Below are 17,608 nucleotides of genomic sequence, written 5' to 3'. Positions count from 1 at the left end.
GCGAAATGGGCCGTGGATACGTTTGGATCGAGGCGGCCGTCTGCTCGACATACGCTACACAGAGCGATACACAGCATAAGCGGTCAAAGTGCTTGGTTTCGTTTTTGAATCAAGGGGTTAACTTTTTGGCTGGGGCGCGCAGTTTCCGTCTCCGCCATTTCCCCTAAGCCCTTGAGTGTCCTGAAAAAGCGTTGTTCCCCAACGGCTTTTCACATACCTCTGCTACAAATCTTGCTACAAAATCGCTCTGGCAGAGGGCACGATGGCCGGCAAAATCAGGAACCTGCTCCCCCGGAATGGCCGATACTATGCTCGGCTAACGGTGCCCGCTCCGCTTCGCCCGATCGTAGGTAAGCGGGAACTGACTGAGCCCTTGGGGGCCGACCGCACCGTCGCGATTCGCCTGCTCTCTTCTGCGATCCATCGCATGCAGATGGAACTTGATCAGGCCCGCGACCGCGTGACAGCCCTCAACCCTGCCGCACCGTCCCGCCGCCGCCCCATGAGCGTTCGGCAGATGGCCCTCGCCCACTATGGCCGGGAGCTTGAACAGGACGATGCGGCCCGGAGCCTGCCGACCGGCTATGATCCGGCACACGCGGCGATGTTCCGCCCGACCTACTTTTACGCGCTTAAGAGGGCGGCGAGCGGTGGCGCTGAAGATGACGAGCTTGCCGCCCTAATCCAATGGGCCGTTGACGAGTTCGCGAATGATGGCAGCCCCGTTCCGGTCAAGGGCACCGAGGAATGGCGAACGCTCGCGCGGATGCTCGCCGGCGTGAAAGCCGAGACGATCGAAAACCAGAACCGGCGCGACCGTGGCGAGCCGGATGGTCCTGCCAAGCATCCAATGCTGATCCCGGCGACGGAACTCCCCTCGACTGTCGCCGAGGCGAAGCCGGCCTATCGGATCACCCGGCAGGACGTGCTGGCCTACAAGAACGCCCTGCTCGAAACCTCTGCGAACTATACGAAGCGCTTCCCCGACAAGACGCTCCCCGAAGCGATCCGGTCGAACAAGGCTCGCAAGGAGCCCTTCCCGACGCTCAACGCCACAACCATCAATGACAAGTGGCTATCCCGGCTCAGCGCCATGCTGACGTGGTGCGTCAACAACAGCGTCATTCCCGACACCCCCGCGAAGGGCGTCCGCGTCGATCAGAGCAATCGCGATCCTGACGAGGACCGCGACTATTTTCGCGAAGCCGACCTCCAGAAGATACTCGCCGCGCCCCTGTTCGATCCGTCGCCGAAGCTAACTGAAAAGCGTTGGGCGATGCTCATCGCGCTCTATAGCGGCATGCGCACATCGGAAAATTATATAGGATATTATACCTATTATAGGCTTTCGATCTTGATGAACTGACATTCATGTGTCAGAATCTTCGCCGTTGAGTTGGTGAAGGTCGAGTTGTGTTCCGCGAGTTAGTCGGCAGCGTAAAGAAGTCGCTTCGTTTCGGATTTGAGAGGAAGTCGATTCCCCTTTCTGATCCCGTCGTGGCTGAGCTATTCGGCGCGCTGCCGACTGCTTCTGGTGTTTCGGTTACTGCGCATACCGCCCTCAAGGTTCCCGCAGTTCTTCAGGCCGTGCGCCTGATTGCCGAAACTGTCGGCTCGCTTCCTTGCAAGCTCTATCGAGACGCTAACGGCAGCAAGGAGGCTGCAAAGGATCACACCGGCAACCGCCTCGCGCACAACCGCGTCAATGGCGTTGCGGATCACGTAGACGATGCCGCTCACCACGCGCCGGTCATCCACCCGTGGCACGCCATGCGAGAGCGGAAAATACGCCTCCATCTGCGCCATCTGACGCTCGCACAGCAGAAAAAAATCATCCATCACAGCATCCTCCCGGACACCGTGAATCACAGATCGATCCAAATTGGCAGGTCCTGAGCCTAGATTGCCCGGTTCTCCGCCAGATCATCGGAGTCTGCGATCAGGCGATCTGGCGATTCAGCGTACCGTCTTCTTGTCCCGATTTTCCCGGGAACCGCAATCCGCGTCTGCGACGCACGGCGCTGCGGCGGTGCACATTTGACCTGTCTCATATGGATGCTCCGGAAAATCGCTCGAGGCGGACGCTCCGTACCGGCTGCCAGGTCTCGATGATGCGCCTTCGGTCCTGCGCGGTGTCGAGCGGCAGGCTCAACCCGGCGGGATAGGCTGCGTAGCGCCCGCACCGAGCGACCTTTGAACCATGACGCTGTCGGACCATTTGCCATAGCGATAGGCGACCGCCGGCAGCAGGCCGACGCGGGCGAAGCCGAAGCGCTCGTGCAGCGTCAACGACGCCGTGTTCTCGGCGTCGATATAGCCGATCATCTGGCGGAACCCGGCGGCGGCGCAGGCGTCGATAAGGGCCTGCATCAGCAGCCGCCCGACGCCGCGGCCGAGATGTTCGTGATGGACGTAGATCGAATGCTTCACCGTGAAGCGGTAGGCCGGGCGTTTGCGAAACAGCACGACATAGGCATAGCCGACGACGTCGCCGCCCCGCGTCGCCACCAGATGCGGCAGCCGGCGGTTGCGCAGGTTCTTGCGCCGGTCGCGCAGATCGTCGGGCTCCGGCGTGCCGGTATCCTCGACGCCGGCCTCGATGCCGCGGCGGATATGCCGGCGATAGATCGCCAGCATCGGCTCGACATCGGTATCGCGCGACGGGCGGATGAGGATGGGGAGGTCGCTCTCCATGGTTTGTCGCGACCTCAGCCCTGGGCCTGCTCGCTGACGACATAGGTGTGGAGGCGCACCTGGCCGGCGGCATCGACCTCGCGATAGATGCCCTGAATCTCGACATCGAAGCCGGGAAAGGCGTTGAAGCTCGCCTCGAACATCTTGAGGTAGTCGATCATCGGCTTGGCCCGCGCGCAAAGCCTTTCGCCCGGGACGATGGTGGCGATGCCCGGCGGATAGACGACGAAAGGCGTCACCGCGATGCGGTTTTCGATGGCCCCGATCGGCAGGTAGTCGACATCGTTGCGCACAAGGCAGCGCGCCGCGTCATGCGGCGACATCGCCATCTCCGGCAGATGCTCGGGCGAGAACTGCCGGTTCTGCAGCCCGCTGACGTCATGGTCGCGGAAGAAGCGGTGCATCTCGCCGCAGAGATCGCGCAGCCGCACGCCGGCATAGCGGCCCGGCCGGCGGCGGGAGAACTCGGGGATGGCCTCCTCGAGCAGCGCGTTGTCGTCATGCAGCTTCTTGAAGGCGACGAGACCGCTGATCAGCGTGCCGGCCTTGCTCGCCTCGACGCCCGGCGTCAGCAGAAAGAGGAGCGAATTCAGGTCGTTCTTCTCGGCGACGATCCGGTTCTCGCGCAGGAACTGCGCGACGACCGGTGCGGGAATGCCGTGCTCGGCATAGGTCCCGCTCTCGCGGTCGAAGCCAGGCGTCAACAGGGTCAGCTTGTTGGGGTCGGTCATGGCGAAGCCCGACTCCATCCGCGTGAAGCCGTGCCAACTCGCATGGGGCGCGAGCTGCCAATAGGCCGGATTGCTTGCGAGCTGGTCGGTCGCGACCATTTCCCAGGCGACATCATGGACGGCGCCCTCGCGCGAGGCGTCGGCGATGCTGACCCGATCCGGCACGAAGGGCTCGAAGAACCAGCGCCGCTCGGGCCTCGTCTCCTTCTCCTCGAATTCGCGCCTGACCGCCCGGATCTTCTTGCGGAGCTCGATGCCGAGCCGGATCGTGTCGTCCCAGAGCACCTCTCCGGAACGGCCCTTCATCATCTGCGCGCCGACGTCGAGCGAGGCGAACAGCGGATAGAACGGCGAGGTCGAGGCATATTGCATGAAGCTCTCGTTGAAGCGCCGGTGCTCGACGCGCCGCTTCTGGCCCCTGATATGCCGATCCTTCATGTGGATCTGGGACGCCTGGCTGAAGCTCGCGAGCTGCTTGTGCGTCGACTGGGTCGCGATGATGCCGGGGGACTCCGGGCCGAGGCCGGAGAGGCCCATGGCGAAGCGGCCCGCATAGAGCGGATGGAACTTCATGAAGCCGGCCCAGGCTTCGTCGAAGAGGATGTAGTCGCAGAGGTGGCCGATCCGGTCGAGGATCATCTGCGCGCTGTGGATCGTGCCGTCATAGGTGCACTGTTCCACCACTGCGACCCGGAACGGGCGCGGCTTCCTCCAGGCGTCCGGGTCCTTGATAAGCGGATTGGTGCGGATGCGCTCGCGCAGCGCCTCCTCGTCGAAGCTCTCCCAGAGCATCGGGCCGATCAGCCCCCAGGCGTTGCGCGCGGTCGGGATATAGACCGGAATGCCCCCGGCGATCAGCAGCGCGCCGTGATGAGCCGCCTTGTGGTTGTTCCGGTCGAACAGCACGAGGTCGCCGTCCGAAACCAGCGCGGCGAGCGCGACCTTGTTGGAGGTCGAGGTGCCGTTCAGGACGAAATAGGTCTTCTCCGCCCCGAAAATTTGCGCCGCTTCCTTCTGCGCCTTCAGGGCCGGCCCCTCATGGGTCAGCAGGTCGCCGAGATCGAGCACGGAATTGTCGAGGTCGTCGCGGAACACAGCCTCGCCGAGATGCTCCATGAAGACGCGTCCGATCGGGCTACGGCTGTAGAAGACGCCGCCATTGTGTCCCGGGCAGGTCCAGAGATGGTTGCCTTCCTCGGCATAATCGACGAGCGCGCCGAAGAACGGCGTCTTCAGCGTCTCGGCATATTGCTTGAGACGGCTGATCAGGCTCTTGGCGATGAAGGGCGGGGTCTCCTCCGAGAGGAAGATATAGCCGTCGATGAAATCGAGCACCTCGACCGGTACGTCCTCGAAGCGCTTGCGGCGGATGAGCAGGATGATCGGAAAATCGAGGCCGCGCCGGCGCATCAGATTGATCAGCGCGGCAGTCTTGCCCTCAAGACCCTTCTTGCCCCAGTCGACCACCATGCAGCCGATGGCGGCATCGGTCTGGACCGCGATCTCGGCATCTTCGAGCTTGCGCGCCTTGACGACCTCGAAGCCCGAGCGCTCGATCTCCTCGATGATTTGGTTGAAGCGGATCCCTTCGAGATCCTCGGCATCGAAATTCGGCGTCGCGAACAGAAAGGTGAAGCGCCTGAAATAATCCATGCCGTCTCCGCTGGCGTGAACTTACGACACTGAGTGAGTCTTGCGACAATCCGGCGACCAACGATGCAACTGCATCAGCGAGGTCCCGGTGCCCCATCTTTCCCCGGAATTCAGGCCAAAGATGCGCAGCCCCGGCCGGAACGTCGGCTGGCCCGATCCCGTCTCGCCGGGGACTGTAGCAGATGGTGGTCTGCTGTCGCTGCAGCGCCAAGCCGGTTTGACGCGGCCGCATTTCCGCCCTAATCGTCGCCGCGACGGTTCCTTCACGGGATCAAAAGGGAACGCGGTGCGGGCGAATTTCTGCCCCATGCCGCGGCTGCCCCCGCAACTGTAAGCGGCGAGCCTTTCGCCAGACGCCACTGGGACCTCGGACCTGGGAAGGCGGCGTGAAGGCACCGACCCGCGAGCCAGGAGACCTGCCGTCAACCGTGGTCACACGCGAACACGTTCGGACGGGGTGCGCCGATCGCTGATTAGACTGTTTGCCGCCTCCCGCGCGGCCGATGGGAGATCGCGTTCGCGGTGACGTGCCACTGACGTCAACCGCCCGAGGTCTCCATCGTGAACGTCTTCTCTCCAGCCGCAGGACGCGGCCGCCTGCTGCTTTCCGCCTCCCTTCTCGCCCTCGCCTGCTCTGCCCCTGCCCTGGCGCAAAGCGACGCCGGCCCGGTCGCGCTCGACGAGATCGTGGTCAGCGCCACGGGGACGCCGACCCCGGCGCGCGAGATCGCGAGCTCCGTCACCGTCATCACTGCGAAGGAGATCGAGCAGCAGCAGCGCCGCACCCTGCCGCAGGCGCTCGCGACGGTGCCCGGCATGAACATCGTGCAGACCGGCGGGCCGGGCGGGCAGACCTCGGTCTTCATGCGCGGCACCAACTCGAACCACGTCAAGGTGCTCATCGACGGAATCGAGGCCAACGACCCCGCGACTCCCAATCGCTCCTTCGATTTCGGCTCGATGCTGACGGACGATATCGAGCGCATCGAGGTGCTGCGCGGCCCGCAGAGCGGCCTCTATGGGGCCAACGCGCTCGGCGGCGTGATCTCGATCACGACGAAGCGCGGCGAGGGTCCACCAAAGGCAACGGCACGCGTCGAGGCCGGCTCTCACGGCACATTCAACCAGTCTGCGGGCTTCAGCGGCGGCGACGACCGCTTCAACTACGCCTTCAACGCCGCCCACTTCCGCTCGGACGCGACCGATGTGACGCCACCGAACCTTGTCCCGCCGGGCCGGCGCATCAACCCCAATGCCTTCGACAATTACAACTATTCAGGCCGCGTCGGCGTTGCGCTCAGCGACACGCTGACACTCAACTGGATCGGCCGCTATCAAGACGGGCAGCTGCGTTTCACCAGCGACACCGGCTTCCCGAGCCGGCCTGCGCCCTATCGCTCGCTGCAGAACTACGCCCAGGCCTTCACCCGCGGCGAGGTCGTCTGGGACCCGTTCGGCGGGCGCTTCGTCAACACCTTCGGCGTCTCCTACACCAACCAGGACCGGGCAACGCGGACGGCGAACGGAACGACCGGCATCCTCGGCCTGCCCAACGAGAATCTGGGCGAGCGCACCAAGCTCGACTGGCGCGGCAATTTCGAGATCGCCAAGGGCCACAACCTGCTCATGGGCCTGCAATACGAGCGCGAGCGCCTGGATACGGGCCTCGTCGCCTCCAACGGCAACAAGGCTGGCTTCCTCGAATATCAGGGCAATATCCAGGACCGCTTCTTTCTGGTGGCCAATATCCGACGCGACGACGACGACAGCTATGGCGGCCACACCACCTACCGCATCGCCCCGGCGCTGATCATCCCCGGCACCGAGACCAAGCTGAAGGCGAGCTACGGCACCGGTTTCAAGGCGCCGACGCTCAACGAGCTCTTCGTCGACTATCGCCCCGGGTTCAATTTCCATGGCAATCCGAACCTGAATCCGGAAGAAAGCCGCGGCTGGGATGCCGGCTTCGAGCAGCCGCTTTTCGACCGGAAGCTGCAGTTCGGTGCGACGTGGTTCCAGAACGACATCGACAACCTGATCGTCACCAACGCCACCTTCGATTCCTATGCGAATGTCGGAAAGGCCAGAACCAAGGGCGTCGAGGCCTTCGCCGCGCTGGAGATTTCGCCGCAATTCCGCATCCGCGCCGACTACACCTTCACCCTCGCCAAGGACGAGATCGCGCGACAGGAGCTGCTGCGCCGGCCGCGACACAAGGCGAGCGCAACCGCGACATGGACGCCGACCGACAAGCTCACGCTCTCGGCGACGCTGCTCTACGTCGGCTCCTGGGTGGACGGCAATCGCGACTTCTCGGTCGCCCGAATGAACGCGAAGGGCGCGACGCTGGTCAATCTCGCGGCCGAATACAAGGCGACCGACAAGGTCACCGTGTTCGGCCGCATCGACAATCTCTTCGATAAGCGCTGGGAGAACCCCGTCGGCTTCCTGGTTCCGGGCCTCGGTGCCTTCGGCGGCATCAAGGTGGCCATCGGCGGCTGAGCGCGCCCCGCGCCCCGCGCGATTTTCGTGGCGTTGCCATGACGGCCTCCGCCGCCATGGCAATCGGCGTTGCGCCGGACGATGACACGCGCGACCGCCACGCCCGGCGCGGGCTGCCGCGAATGCGCCGGTCGATTCAGCGCTTCTCCATCTCCGCCAGATAGGTCCGCACGGCCCATTCAGGCCCGTGCCAGGAGGCGCTGCCCTTGCCCTGCAGCTCGGGCGCGTCCTTCCAGCCCGGCTCGATGCCGGTCATGTCCGGCAGCAGATGGGCGATGCCCTTGTGGCAGTCGATGCAGGTCTTCTCGCCGGTCACCAGGAAGCGGCTGTGGATCTCGGCCGCACGGCGCGTCTGTTTGGTGAAGTCCATCGCGACCGAGGAATGGCAGTTGCGGCATTCGAGCGAGTCGTTCGCCTTGAGCCGCGCCCATTCGTGCTTGGCGAGCTCGAGCCGGTGATTGAGGAACTTCTCGCGCGTCGAGATCGTGCCGAAGATCTTGCCCCAGACCTCCTTGGAGGCCTGCATCTTGCGGGCGATCTTGTCCGTCCAGTTATGCGGCACATGGCAGTCCGGGCAGGTCGCGCGCACGCCCGAGCGGTTCGAGAAATGCACCGTCGATTGCAGCTCCTGATAGACGTTGTCGCGCATCTCGTGGCAGGAGGTGCAGAACTTCTCGGTGTTGGTGATCTCCAGCGCGGTGTTGAAGCCACCCCAGAAGAGCACGCCCCCGACAAAGCCGCCGAGGGTCAGGAAGCCGAGCGGCAGATAGGCGCTCGGCCGGCTGATGATGCGCCAGAAGCGCACGACGACGCTCCAGCACCAGAGACAGAAGGATTTGAGTCTGGCCATGATCCGTCCCGCCTAAGGCTTCCGGCCGACGTCTTTGGCGTCCTGGAACCGGTTCTGGACGAGCGGCGCGACATCGGTCTGCTGGACATGGCAAGCGGTGCAGAAATAGCGCCGCGGCGTCACGTCGGAGAGCACCTGCCCGTCGCGATCCTGGAAATGGGTGATGCTGATCATCGGCGCGCCCGAGCCCTCGGTGAACTCACGCTTGTGGCAGTCCATGCAGCGGTTGGTGTTGAGAGTAAGCTGGTAGCCGTCGATCGAATGCGGGATCACCGGCGGCTGCTCCGGATAGTTCCGCATGCGCCTGACGTCGTCGACGATCGGCCGGCCCAGCGCCGGCACCCGTTCGAGCGCCATCGGGTCGGCCGTTCCAGTCAGCCGCGGCACGATCTTCACCGGCGCCCCCTCCTGCGAGAAGGCGGCGCCGAAGGCGAGGACGAGGCCCGCCGCCATGGCGGCCCCGAGGAAGGTCCGCGAGCGCATCAGCCCGAGACCGGTACGATCTTGACCGCGCATTTCTTGAAATCCGTCTGCTTGGAGATGGGATCGGTGGCGTCGAGCGTCGTCTTGTTGATGAGCTGGCTGGCGTCGAACCAGGGCACGAAGACCACGCCGGGCGGCATACGGTTACGCCCGCGCGTCTCGACACGGGTGCGCATCTCGCCGCGGCGCGAGATCACCGTGATCTCGGCGCCCTGGTTGAGTCCGCGCTTGCGGGCATCCTCCGGGTGCATGAAGCAGCGCGCGCCGGGGAAGGCCTTGTAGAGCTCCGGCACGCGCATGGTCATCGAGCCGGAATGCCAGTGCTCCAGCACGCGGCCGGTGACCAGCCAGAGATCGTACTCGGCATCGGGCGACTCGGCCGGCGGCTCGTAGGGCACCGCGATGATGCGGGCCTTGCCGTCCTTGTTGCCGTAGAAGTCGATGCCCTTGCCGGGCTTCACATAGGGGTCGAGGCCCTCGCGGTAGCGCCAGAGCGTCTCCTTGCCGTCGACCACCGGCCAGCGCAGGCCGCGGACCTCGTGATAGAGCTCATAGGGGCCGAGATCATGGCCGTGGCCCCGGCCGAAGGTAGCGTATTCCTCGAACAGACCCTTGTGGACGTAGAAGCCGAAATCCTTCGACTCCTGATTGTCGTAATCCGGGCTGATCTCGGAGAGCGCGAACTTGTCGACATTGCCGTTGCGATAGAGCACGTCGAACAGCGTCTTGCCGCGATAGTTCGGGTTGGCGTCGAGGATCTCCGCCGGCCAGACCTCCTCGGTGGTGAAGCGCTTGGAGAACTCCATGAGCTGCCAGAGGTCCGAACGCGCCTCGCCCGGCGCCTGCACGAGCTGGTGCCAGACATGGGTGCGCCGCTCGGCATTGCCGTAGGCGCCCTCCTTCTCGACCCACATCGCCGCCGGCAGGATCAGGTCGGCGGCCAGCGCCGTCACCGTCGGATAGGCGTCGGAGACGACGATGAAGTTCTCGGGGTTGCGGTAGCCCGGATAGGTTTCGTTGCTGCTGTTCGGCGCGGCCTGCAGGTTGTTGTTGACCTGGATCCAGTAGAAATTCAGCTTGCCGTCCTTGAGCATCCGGTCCTGCTCGACGGCGTGATAGCCGGGCTTCTCGGGGATGATCCCGTTCGGGACGCGCCAGATTTCCTCGGCATGTTTGCGATGCTCGGGATTGACCACGGTCATGTCGGCCGGCAGGCGATGGGCGAAGGTGCCGACCTCGCGCGCCGTGCCGCAGGCCGAGGGCTGGCCGGTGAGCGAGAACGGGCTGTTGCCGGGCTCGGAGATCTTCCCCGTCAGCAGATGCAGGTTGTAGACGAGCTGGTTGGCCCAGACGCCGCGCACATGCTGGTTGAAGCCCATGGTCCAGAGCGAGACGACCTTGCGCTTGGGATCGGCGTAGAGCTCGGCGAGCTGCTCCAGGAAGCCGGGCTCGACCCCGGTGAGGGCTGAGACCTTCTCCAGCGTGTAGTCCTTGACGAAGGCGGCATAGGCCTCGAAATCGATCGGCGTCGTCGCGGTGGGATCCGCAGCCTTCTTCGCCTTGACCTCGCGCGGGTCGTCGGGCCGCAGGCCATAGCCGATGTCGGTCGCACCCTTCACGAAGGTGGTGTGCTTGCCGACGAAGTCCTTGTTCACCCGGCCCGTCGAGATGATGTGGTTGGCGATGTAGTTCAGGATCGCCAGATCGGTGCCCGGCTTGAACACGATCGGAATGTCGGCGAGGTCCGAGCTGCGGTGGGTGTAGGTCGAGAGCACCGCGACTTTCACATGCGGCTGGCCGAGCCGGCGGTCCGTCACCCGCGTCCACAGGATCGGGTGCATCTCCGCCATGTTCGAGCCCCAGAGCACGAAGGCGTCGGCATGCTCGAAATCGTCGTAGCAGCCCATCGGCTCGTCCATGCCGAAGGTGCGCATGAAGGCGTAGGCGGCCGAGGCCATGCAGTGGCGGGCGTTCGGGTCGAGATTGTTGGAGCGGAAGCCGGCCCGCATCAGCTTGGTCGCGGCATAGCCCTCGAAGATCGTCCACTGCCCGGAGCCGAACATGCCGAGCGCGGTCGGCCCCTTGGCCTTAAGCGTCGCCTTGGCCTTGGCGGCCATGGTGTCGAAGGCCTCCTCCCAGGAGACCGGCGTGAACTCGCCGTCCTTGGCGTAGGCGCCGTTCCTCTTGCGCAGCAGCGGCTGGGTCAGCCGGTCGCTGCCGTACATGATCTTGGAAAGGAAATAGCCCTTGATGCAGTTGAGGCCACGATTGACGTCGGCCTTCATGTCGCCGTGCGTGGCGATGACGCGGCCTTCCTTGACGCCGACCATCACACCGCAGCCGGTGCCACAGAAGCGGCACGGCGCCTTCGACCATTTGATCTGCAAGGTGTCGACGCCGCCGCTGACCGGCTGGGCATCAGCCGGAACGCTCATATTGGCGGCAAGCGCGGCGACGCCAGCCGCCTGCGCCTTCAGCATCTCGCGACGGGACAGGGTCATGGGGTTACTCCGGGGTCGTCGAGGGTTTCGAGGTCTTCGATCTGTTCGAACACCATGTTGGCCGAGAGCACGCCGTCGATCAGGCTGATCGCGGCCAGCCGGTCGCCGATCACGCCGGTGCTCGATCCCTCCAGCACGATCACGATCTTGCCGTTCTCGACGCGATGGACCTCGGTCTCCGGCAACTCGCGGATGCGGGCGAGCACCGCATCGACACGCGCCGGCAGGGCCGAGACGACGGCGCTCGAAATGTGATGGAAGCGCGGGCGCGATGGCTCAGCCATGGGGTGTCTCCGACGGGCGCGCTCCGGCGCTGATGGCCCCGGCCGGGCAGCCCGCGATGCAGGCGCCACAGCCGCTGCAGAGATCGGCAGCCAGCTCCGGCACGGCCGGCCCGCCGAGCCGCGGACGAAAGCGGATCGCGCTCTCCGGACAGGCATCGCCGCAGCTCTGGCAGACGATGCCGCGGCTGGCGAAGCATTCCGCCCCGATCACGGCGACATGCTCAAAGGCGGACATGGCGCGATCGAAGACCGGCTCGGGGCAGGCATCGGAGCAGGCGCCGCAGAAGCTGCATTCGCCTCCCGTGAAATCGAGGGCGGCCCGGCCGGACTCGTCGAGCGCGATGATGTGCTGCGGGCAGGCGGGCAGGCAGGCGCCGCAACCGGTACAGGCCGCAGCGATCGACGCGGCGCGGGACCAGGGTGGGCGAACCCTGTCGGGCAATGAGAGGCGCCGGCCGGTCAGGAAGTTGCGGCGCCCGCGATCAATGGCGGTGCGTTCCATGGCCCGGCCTCAATGCGGAGGTCCGGGCGGACCGACAATCAGCTGGAACATCCAGACCAGGAAGCCGTAACCGCCGACGACACCGATCGCCACAATCGGCCAAATGAGCACCGCCAGCGTGAGGAAAGCCAGAAGTTCGGCTCGCCTTGTCGGCCTTTCCGAAGCGGTTTCCGGGCCACTCGCCCCCGCGGTCTCCATCGTCATCTCTCGTCCTTTCGCGTGCGGGGCGTTCACAAACCGCGCCGTCACCAGATTTGAGATCGAAGAAATAGAAACTGAAATACTGTTCCTTGTCTACTGTCGTCGTCGCCCGAAAACGCGCCCGCCTCAGGACCTTGATCTAGCGCAACACGTCTTCGCAACGGTCGCGGCCGCAATTGCTTGGCGCTGTTCTTGCTAAGCGGGCAACATATATCCCTCCGCCGACAAGACATTTCGTCTTTTCGGCGGCGGGACTGCGCTCAAACGGCACCTCCAGGATCGCGCTGCGCCGTTCGATCGATAACGTCAGGCCGGGCGTTCACCCCTGGCCTGAGATTGGGCCGCCCGGTGATCAGTTCGTCATGTCGAGCACGATGCGCCCTTCGATCTGGCCCTTGTGCATCCGATCGAAGATGTCGTTGATTTCCTCGAGCCTTGCCGTGGTGATCGTGGCCTTCACCTTGCCCTCGGCGGCGAAGTCGAGCGATTCCTGCAGATCGAGCCGCGTGCCGACGATCGAGCCGCGCACGGTGATGCCGTTCAGCACCATTCCGAAAATGTCGAGCGGGAAGCCGCCGGGCGGCAAGCCGTTGAGCGAGACAGTGCCGCCACGCGCCACCGCTCCGATCGCCTGCTCGAAGGCCTTGGGGCTGACGGCCGTCACCAGCACCCCTTGGGCGCCGCCGCCGGTCTCGCGGCGGATTACGGTGCCGGGATCCTCATTGCGCGCATTGACGGTGACGGTAGCGCCGAGGCGCCGCGCGAGATCGAGCTTGGCATCGTCGACGTCGATCGCGGCGACGTTGAGCCCCATCGCCTTAGCGTATTGGACCGCCATATGGCCGAGCCCTCCGATGCCGGAAATCGCGACCCAGTCACCGGGCTTGGTGTCGGTGACCTTGAGCCCCTTATAGACCGTGACGCCCGCGCAGAGCACCGGCGCGATCTCGTTGAAGGAGATGTTGTCCGGCAGATGGCCGACATAGTTGGGATCGGCGATGACATAGTCCGCGAAGCCGCCATTGACCGAGTAGCCGGTGTTCTGCTGGCTTTCGCAGAGCGTCTCCCAGCCGCCCAGGCAGTGCCGGCAATGGCCGCAGGCGGTGTAGAGCCAGGGCACGCCGACGCGATCGCCCTCCTTCACATGCTTCACGCCTGCACCGACGGCCGAGACATAGCCGACGCCTTCATGGCCGGGAATGAATGGCGGGTTCGGCTTGACCGGCCAGTCGCCTTCGGCGGCATGGAGATCGGTGTGGCAGACGCCCGATGCCTGGATCGCAACCTGGATGGCGCCGGGGCCGGGCTCAGGAACGGGCACCTCCTCGATCGTCAGCGGCTTGCCGAACATCCGCACCACGGCGGCCTTCATCGTCTTTGCCATGACCAGTCGTCTCCTTCGATGCAACACCCCTGAAGCAGGAACGGCCTGCTTGCGAGCGAATGGCTTGTTCGGTGCCGGCACAGTGCGGATGCGGTGTCTTCAGCGCGGCTTCGGCCCAATCGATCGAGAAATCATCAAATACTTGTCAGAAATAAGCGCCGACAATCGCGTTGTCCGCATGGATATCAGCAAGTATCAGCGCCGCCATTGACCGATATCAAACGAGATTTATCTCAGCCTCGTGACATCGTTTTCCGGCGTGCGCTTGCGGCGTGACGCAGGCAAGCTCTCTCGACGGGCAGGCTAGCTGAAACCGACGAGGCGTCAAACTCTGTCGTCCCGCCCGATTTTGCGGGCGGGTCAGAAAAAGAGAGCCCTCCAACCCGACATGAATCGGGCTGGAAGGCTCGGCATTTCCGCGGCGTCAGGCGCCTTAAACGGCGCCGTTCGCGCCGATGTGCCGGATCGCGATCCGATCGAACCGGGGCTCGGTCTCGCCCTCCTGATGGATTTCGATCTCGCCCCCCCGGACGCAGAAGCGGATGATTGTCCCGCCGGCGCCGCGCCAGTCGCTGGTCTCGCCATCGTCCTCGTAGAGTTCGCCGGAAGCGCCCTCGACGACCCCGCAGACGAGGAGCTCGCGCTGGTCGTCGATGCCTTCGGCGTTGCCGAGCGGGATCAGCGCGCCGGCGCGGACGAAGACCGGGAGGCGCCCGAGCGGCGCGGCGACCGTTGCAATCGCGCCACCGGCGAAATGCTTGCCTTCGTGCCAGTCATACCAGCCACCCTCGTGCTCCGGCAGGTAGACGCTGCGCTCACGGGCACCCTCCTCCAGCACGGGCGCGACCAGCACATCCGGCCCGAGCATGAACGCGTCGTCGGTCTTCACCGCTTGCTGGTCTTTCGGGAAATCCCAGAGCAGCGGGCGGATCGCCGGGGTGCCGTCGCGGCTGGCGCGCCACATCAGCGTGTAGAGATAGGGCATCAGCCGGTAGCGCAGCGAGATCGCCTCGCGCACCTGCGGCACCATCTCCGGGTACATCCAGGGCAGGTTGACGACGCCGTCGTCGTTCCAAGAGTTCATCACCATGCGCGGCCACAGGGCGCAGAATTCGTTGAAGCGTACGAAAAGCTCGGGGCCAGGCGTCGGGCCATGGAAGCCGCCGACATCGTGGCCGATGCTGAACATGCCCGACAGGCTCATATTGAGGCCTTGCGTCAGGTTGTAGCGCAGCGTCTTCCAGGCGGTCTCGTTGTCGCCCGACCAGGTCTGCGCATAGCGCGAGATGCCGGCGCAGCCGCCGCGGGTGATCGCATATTGCCGCTTGCCGGGCTGGCGATCGGCCTGCGCCTCATAAGAGAGCTTGGTCATCAGCAAAGGCTGGGCGGGCCGCGCCAGCGCCTGCCGGAAGGGGCGGCCGTCGCCATCGCAGACGGCATCCTCGTCCCAGATCTCGTATTCGTTGTTGTCGTTCCAGACCGTGGTGAAACCGTAATCGAGCAGCGCTGTCTCGATGCCGCCCCGCCACCAGGCACGGCCCTTCGGGTTGGTGTAGTCGAGATGGAAGCCGAGCCCATCCCAGAATTGGGCAACGGCCGGCGCGCCGGTCTTGCCGTCCTTGACCAGGAAGCCGTCGTCGAGCGCTTCCTGCAGGCGCGGATGGTCGTCCAGCAGGCAGGGCTTGAGATTGGCGACCGTGAAGATGCCGGCATCGTTCAGCCGCTGCATCGTCGCCTTCGGGTCGGGGAACTTGTCGCGGTTCCAGTTGAAGGCGTAGCGGCGATGGCCGATCTGGGTGTAGCCCGAGCCGAAATGGAAGCTGTCGCAAGGGATGCGATGCGTCTCGAGCTTGCCGATGAAATCGCTGATGCGGGCATCGGCATCCGGCGCATCCGCGATCGCCATCGAGGTGACGCCGAAGCCGAAGGACCAGAGCGGTGCAAAAGCCTGTCCGCCGGTGAGCCAGGAGAAGCGCCTGACGACATCCGGCACGGCCGGGCCGGCGATGACGTAGTAGTCGAGATCACCGTCGTCGCCTTTCCAGGAGCGGAACAGGCCGTGGTAATTGTCGAGCGTGCAGCCGAAATCGACGCTGCCGGTCGAGAGGTTGTCGTAGTAGAGACCATGCGCGCCCGTCGGCCCATCGACGATGAAGAACGGCAGCATCTTGTAAAGCGGGTCGGAGAGTTCGGCGTCGAAGCCGCAGGGGTCGACAGCGTCGATGGCGAAGCGGCGGCCGGTTCGGTCGAGCGGGCCGGCCTTGTCGCCGAGGCCGTAATGCCGCTCAGTGTAGTCGCGCGCCATGAAATGCGCGAGCGCGCCGGTGCGCGGCGAAACCAGATAGGCCTGGGTCGTGCGGTCCTGGAGGAAGGGCTTGTCCTCGCCGTCGCGGCGCCAGGCGATGCTGAACGGCTCAAGTGCGATCTCGGCCGTGAGGCCGCCGGCGGACAATGTGACCTTGCCGCTCCCCTCGCTGACGCTCGCCTTCGGGCAGGCGAAGCCGGCGAGGCTGTCGCGCGGACGGCCCTCATAGGGCGGCTCCAGCCCACCGGGCGCGATCGACCAGCCGCGATCGAGCCGGTAGCCGTCCTGCGGCTTCAGCGTCACCCGGCCGATATCTCCTTCGAGGATACGCACGGCGAGCGTATGGCCGAGCCCGACATCGAACAGGGCGGCTTCGCCATCGCGGCCGAGATAGCGGCCTTGCGTGAGGGCTTTCATAGGGATCTCTCTCGGAGTCTCAGGGTCGGACCGCGTGGCCGGCTTCGTCGAACAAGTGCAGGCTCTGTTGCGGGAAGGCGAGTGGAACCACGTGGCCGCGCTCATGCTCGCTCTGGCCGTCGAGCCGGAGTGTGATCTGCGGCAGGCCGGCGCTAGCCCCGTAGAGGTAGCTCTCGCCGCCAAGGCGCTCGACCAGATCGACGGCAAGCGGCAGCCCCTGCCCTTCCGGCGCCAGCGCCAGATGCTCCGGCCGGATGCCGAGCGTGATCTTGGCTCCAGCGGCAAGGCTGCCGGTGGCGCAGGCGACCTCATGGCCTCCCTCGCCCAGCGCGACCTTACCCGCTGCGGTCACGCGGCCGGGCAGGAGGTTCATGCGCGGCGAACCGATGAAGCCGGCGACGAAGAGGTTGTCGGGGCGGTTGTAGAGTTCGAGTGGCGTGCCGATTTGCTCGATCCGCCCGCCCTGCAGCACGACGATACGGTCGGCCAGCGTCATCGCCTCGACCTGATCGTGGGTGACGTAGATCATCGTGCCGCCGAGTTCGGCATGGAGCGCGGCGAGCTCCTTGCGGGTGGCGACGCGCAGCTCCGCGTCGAGGTTGGAGAGGGGCTCGTCGAAGAGGAAGATCTTGGGGTCGCGCACGATGGCGCGGCCGATGGCGACGCGCTGGCGCTGGCCGCCGGAGAGCGCCTTGGGCTTGCGCTCGAGATAATCGGTCAGCCGCAGCATCTCAGCCGCGCGCTTCACGCGCTTGTCGATCTCGTCGCGCTTGAAGCCCATGTTCTCCAGCGCGAAGGCCATGTTCGCGTAGACGCTCATATGCGGATAGAGCGCATAGGACTGGAACACCATGGCGAGTCCGCGCTCGGAGGCGGGCAGACCGGTGACATCAGCGCCATCGATCGCGATCGTGCCGCCGGTGATCTCCTCCAGCCCCGCAATCGAGCGCAGCAGGGTCGACTTGCCGCAACCGGAGGGGCCGACGAACACGACGAACTCGCCGTCGGCGACAGCGAGGTCGATGCCGTGGAGCACCGTCGTCGCGCCATAGGCCTTGCGGACGGCGGAGAGCTTCAGTTCGGCCATGCGGAACTCACTTC

The 17,608-nt window shown here is 65.1% G+C and carries 14 protein-coding genes and 1 riboswitch; of the genes, 2 read left to right on the top strand and 12 right to left on the bottom strand.

Annotated elements, in window-relative coordinates:
• Positions 1-262 precede the first annotated feature (262 nt).
• Positions 263-1,366 (top strand): DUF6538 domain-containing protein, encoded by a 1,104-nt coding sequence (locus AC1DEZ_RS21005; protein ID WP_441512432.1) that lies wholly within the window; start codon positions 263-265, stop codon positions 1,364-1,366.
• Positions 1,367-1,506: 140 nt separating this feature from the next.
• Here the strand turns inward: AC1DEZ_RS21005 and AC1DEZ_RS21000 are convergent, their stop codons facing one another.
• The 3 genes from AC1DEZ_RS21000 to AC1DEZ_RS20990 all read right to left on the bottom strand — a co-directional run bounded on the left by AC1DEZ_RS21000 (position 1,507) and on the right by AC1DEZ_RS20990 (position 5,078).
• On the bottom strand, positions 1,507-1,839 hold the full coding sequence (locus tag AC1DEZ_RS21000) for a hypothetical protein (protein ID WP_441512431.1): 333 nt from the start codon (positions 1,837-1,839) through the stop codon (positions 1,507-1,509).
• 309 nt (positions 1,840-2,148) lie between these two features.
• The gene (locus AC1DEZ_RS20995; RefSeq protein WP_441512430.1) at positions 2,149-2,694 is read right to left on the bottom strand and encodes a GNAT family N-acetyltransferase; all 546 of its coding nucleotides are present in this window, start codon (positions 2,692-2,694) and stop codon (positions 2,149-2,151) included.
• A gap of 14 nt (positions 2,695-2,708) precedes the next feature.
• Complete coding sequence (locus AC1DEZ_RS20990) at positions 2,709-5,078, bottom strand: Orn/Lys/Arg family decarboxylase (RefSeq protein WP_441512429.1); 2,370 nt, start codon at positions 5,076-5,078, stop codon at positions 2,709-2,711.
• Positions 5,079-5,316: 238 nt separating this feature from the next.
• Positions 5,317-5,516: riboswitch (cobalamin riboswitch) on the top strand.
• Between the two features lie 123 nt (positions 5,517-5,639).
• On the opposite strand from AC1DEZ_RS20990, the gene AC1DEZ_RS20985 reads away from it, so the two are divergent.
• Entirely contained in the window at positions 5,640-7,580 is a 1,941-nt protein-coding gene (locus AC1DEZ_RS20985; protein ID WP_441512428.1) for a TonB-dependent receptor plug domain-containing protein, read from the top strand.
• A 136-nt stretch (positions 7,581-7,716) separates the two neighbouring features.
• Here AC1DEZ_RS20985 and AC1DEZ_RS20980 read toward each other — a convergent pair whose 3' ends face one another.
• From AC1DEZ_RS20980 to AC1DEZ_RS20940, 9 genes are all read right to left on the bottom strand, one after another.
• The gene (locus AC1DEZ_RS20980; RefSeq protein ID WP_441512427.1) at positions 7,717-8,430 is read right to left on the bottom strand and encodes a cytochrome c3 family protein; all 714 of its coding nucleotides are present in this window, start codon (positions 8,428-8,430) and stop codon (positions 7,717-7,719) included.
• 12 nt (positions 8,431-8,442) lie between these two features.
• Positions 8,443-8,946, bottom strand: coding sequence for a nitrate reductase cytochrome c-type subunit (locus tag AC1DEZ_RS20975; RefSeq protein ID WP_441512426.1), 504 nt, complete (start codon positions 8,944-8,946; stop codon positions 8,443-8,445).
• Positions 8,913-11,414 (bottom strand): periplasmic nitrate reductase subunit alpha, encoded by a 2,502-nt coding sequence (gene napA, locus AC1DEZ_RS20970; RefSeq protein WP_441512425.1) that lies wholly within the window; start codon positions 11,412-11,414, stop codon positions 8,913-8,915. The genes AC1DEZ_RS20975 and napA overlap by 34 nt, the downstream gene beginning before the upstream one ends.
• Positions 11,411-11,698 carry a chaperone NapD gene (locus tag AC1DEZ_RS20965; RefSeq protein ID WP_441512424.1) on the bottom strand — a complete coding sequence of 96 codons (288 nt, stop codon included), beginning with the start codon at positions 11,696-11,698 and terminating at the stop codon, positions 11,411-11,413. Before AC1DEZ_RS20965 ends, napA begins: the two co-directional genes overlap by 4 nt.
• Positions 11,691-12,200, bottom strand: a complete 510-nt coding sequence (gene napF / locus AC1DEZ_RS20960) for a ferredoxin-type protein NapF (protein WP_441512423.1) — start codon at positions 12,198-12,200, stop codon at positions 11,691-11,693. The genes AC1DEZ_RS20965 and napF overlap by 8 nt, the downstream gene beginning before the upstream one ends.
• Positions 12,201-12,209: 9 nt before the next feature.
• A complete protein-coding gene (napE, locus tag AC1DEZ_RS20955) occupies positions 12,210-12,398 on the bottom strand; it encodes a periplasmic nitrate reductase, NapE protein (RefSeq protein ID WP_441512562.1) in 189 nt (62 codons plus the stop codon).
• Positions 12,399-12,753: 355 nt separating this feature from the next.
• Positions 12,754-13,785, bottom strand: coding sequence for an alcohol dehydrogenase AdhP (gene adhP, locus AC1DEZ_RS20950; RefSeq protein WP_441512422.1), 1,032 nt, complete (start codon positions 13,783-13,785; stop codon positions 12,754-12,756).
• Between the two features lie 433 nt (positions 13,786-14,218).
• Complete coding sequence (locus AC1DEZ_RS20945; RefSeq protein WP_441512421.1) at positions 14,219-16,507, bottom strand: glycoside hydrolase family 31 protein; 2,289 nt, start codon at positions 16,505-16,507, stop codon at positions 14,219-14,221.
• 19 nt (positions 16,508-16,526) lie between these two features.
• On the bottom strand, positions 16,527-17,594 hold the full coding sequence (locus AC1DEZ_RS20940; protein ID WP_441512420.1) for an ABC transporter ATP-binding protein: 1,068 nt from the start codon (positions 17,592-17,594) through the stop codon (positions 16,527-16,529).
• Positions 17,595-17,608: the final 14 nt, after the last annotated feature.

It is taken from the genome of Allobosea sp. 10L422 (genome assembly GCF_056395345.1).
This window is presented reverse-complemented; position numbering and strand designations above follow the sequence as displayed.

Excerpts from the sequence above, each read along its gene's own strand:
- AC1DEZ_RS20980 (WP_441512427.1), bottom strand. The coding sequence starts at position 8,430 with ATGGCCAGACTCAAATCCTTCTGTCTCTGGTGCTGGAGCGTCGTCGTG.
- AC1DEZ_RS20990 (WP_441512429.1), bottom strand. The coding sequence starts at position 5,078 with ATGGATTATTTCAGGCGCTTCACCTTTCTGTTCGCGACGCCGAATTTC.
- AC1DEZ_RS21005 (WP_441512432.1), top strand. The coding sequence starts at position 263 with ATGGCCGGCAAAATCAGGAACCTGCTCCCCCGGAATGGCCGATACTAT.
- adhP (WP_441512422.1), bottom strand. The coding sequence starts at position 13,785 with ATGGCAAAGACGATGAAGGCCGCCGTGGTGCGGATGTTCGGCAAGCCG.
- AC1DEZ_RS20940 (WP_441512420.1), bottom strand. The coding sequence starts at position 17,594 with ATGGCCGAACTGAAGCTCTCCGCCGTCCGCAAGGCCTATGGCGCGACG.
- AC1DEZ_RS20995 (WP_441512430.1), bottom strand. The coding sequence starts at position 2,694 with ATGGAGAGCGACCTCCCCATCCTCATCCGCCCGTCGCGCGATACCGAT.
- napA (WP_441512425.1), bottom strand. The coding sequence starts at position 11,414 with ATGACCCTGTCCCGTCGCGAGATGCTGAAGGCGCAGGCGGCTGGCGTC.
- napE (WP_441512562.1), bottom strand. The coding sequence starts at position 12,398 with ATGGAGACCGCGGGGGCGAGTGGCCCGGAAACCGCTTCGGAAAGGCCG.
- AC1DEZ_RS20965 (WP_441512424.1), bottom strand. The coding sequence starts at position 11,698 with ATGGCTGAGCCATCGCGCCCGCGCTTCCATCACATTTCGAGCGCCGTC.
- napF (WP_441512423.1), bottom strand. The coding sequence starts at position 12,200 with ATGGAACGCACCGCCATTGATCGCGGGCGCCGCAACTTCCTGACCGGC.
- AC1DEZ_RS20945 (WP_441512421.1), bottom strand. The coding sequence starts at position 16,507 with ATGAAAGCCCTCACGCAAGGCCGCTATCTCGGCCGCGATGGCGAAGCC.
- AC1DEZ_RS21000 (WP_441512431.1), bottom strand. The coding sequence starts at position 1,839 with ATGGATGATTTTTTTCTGCTGTGCGAGCGTCAGATGGCGCAGATGGAG.
- AC1DEZ_RS20975 (WP_441512426.1), bottom strand. The coding sequence starts at position 8,946 with ATGCGCGGTCAAGATCGTACCGGTCTCGGGCTGATGCGCTCGCGGACC.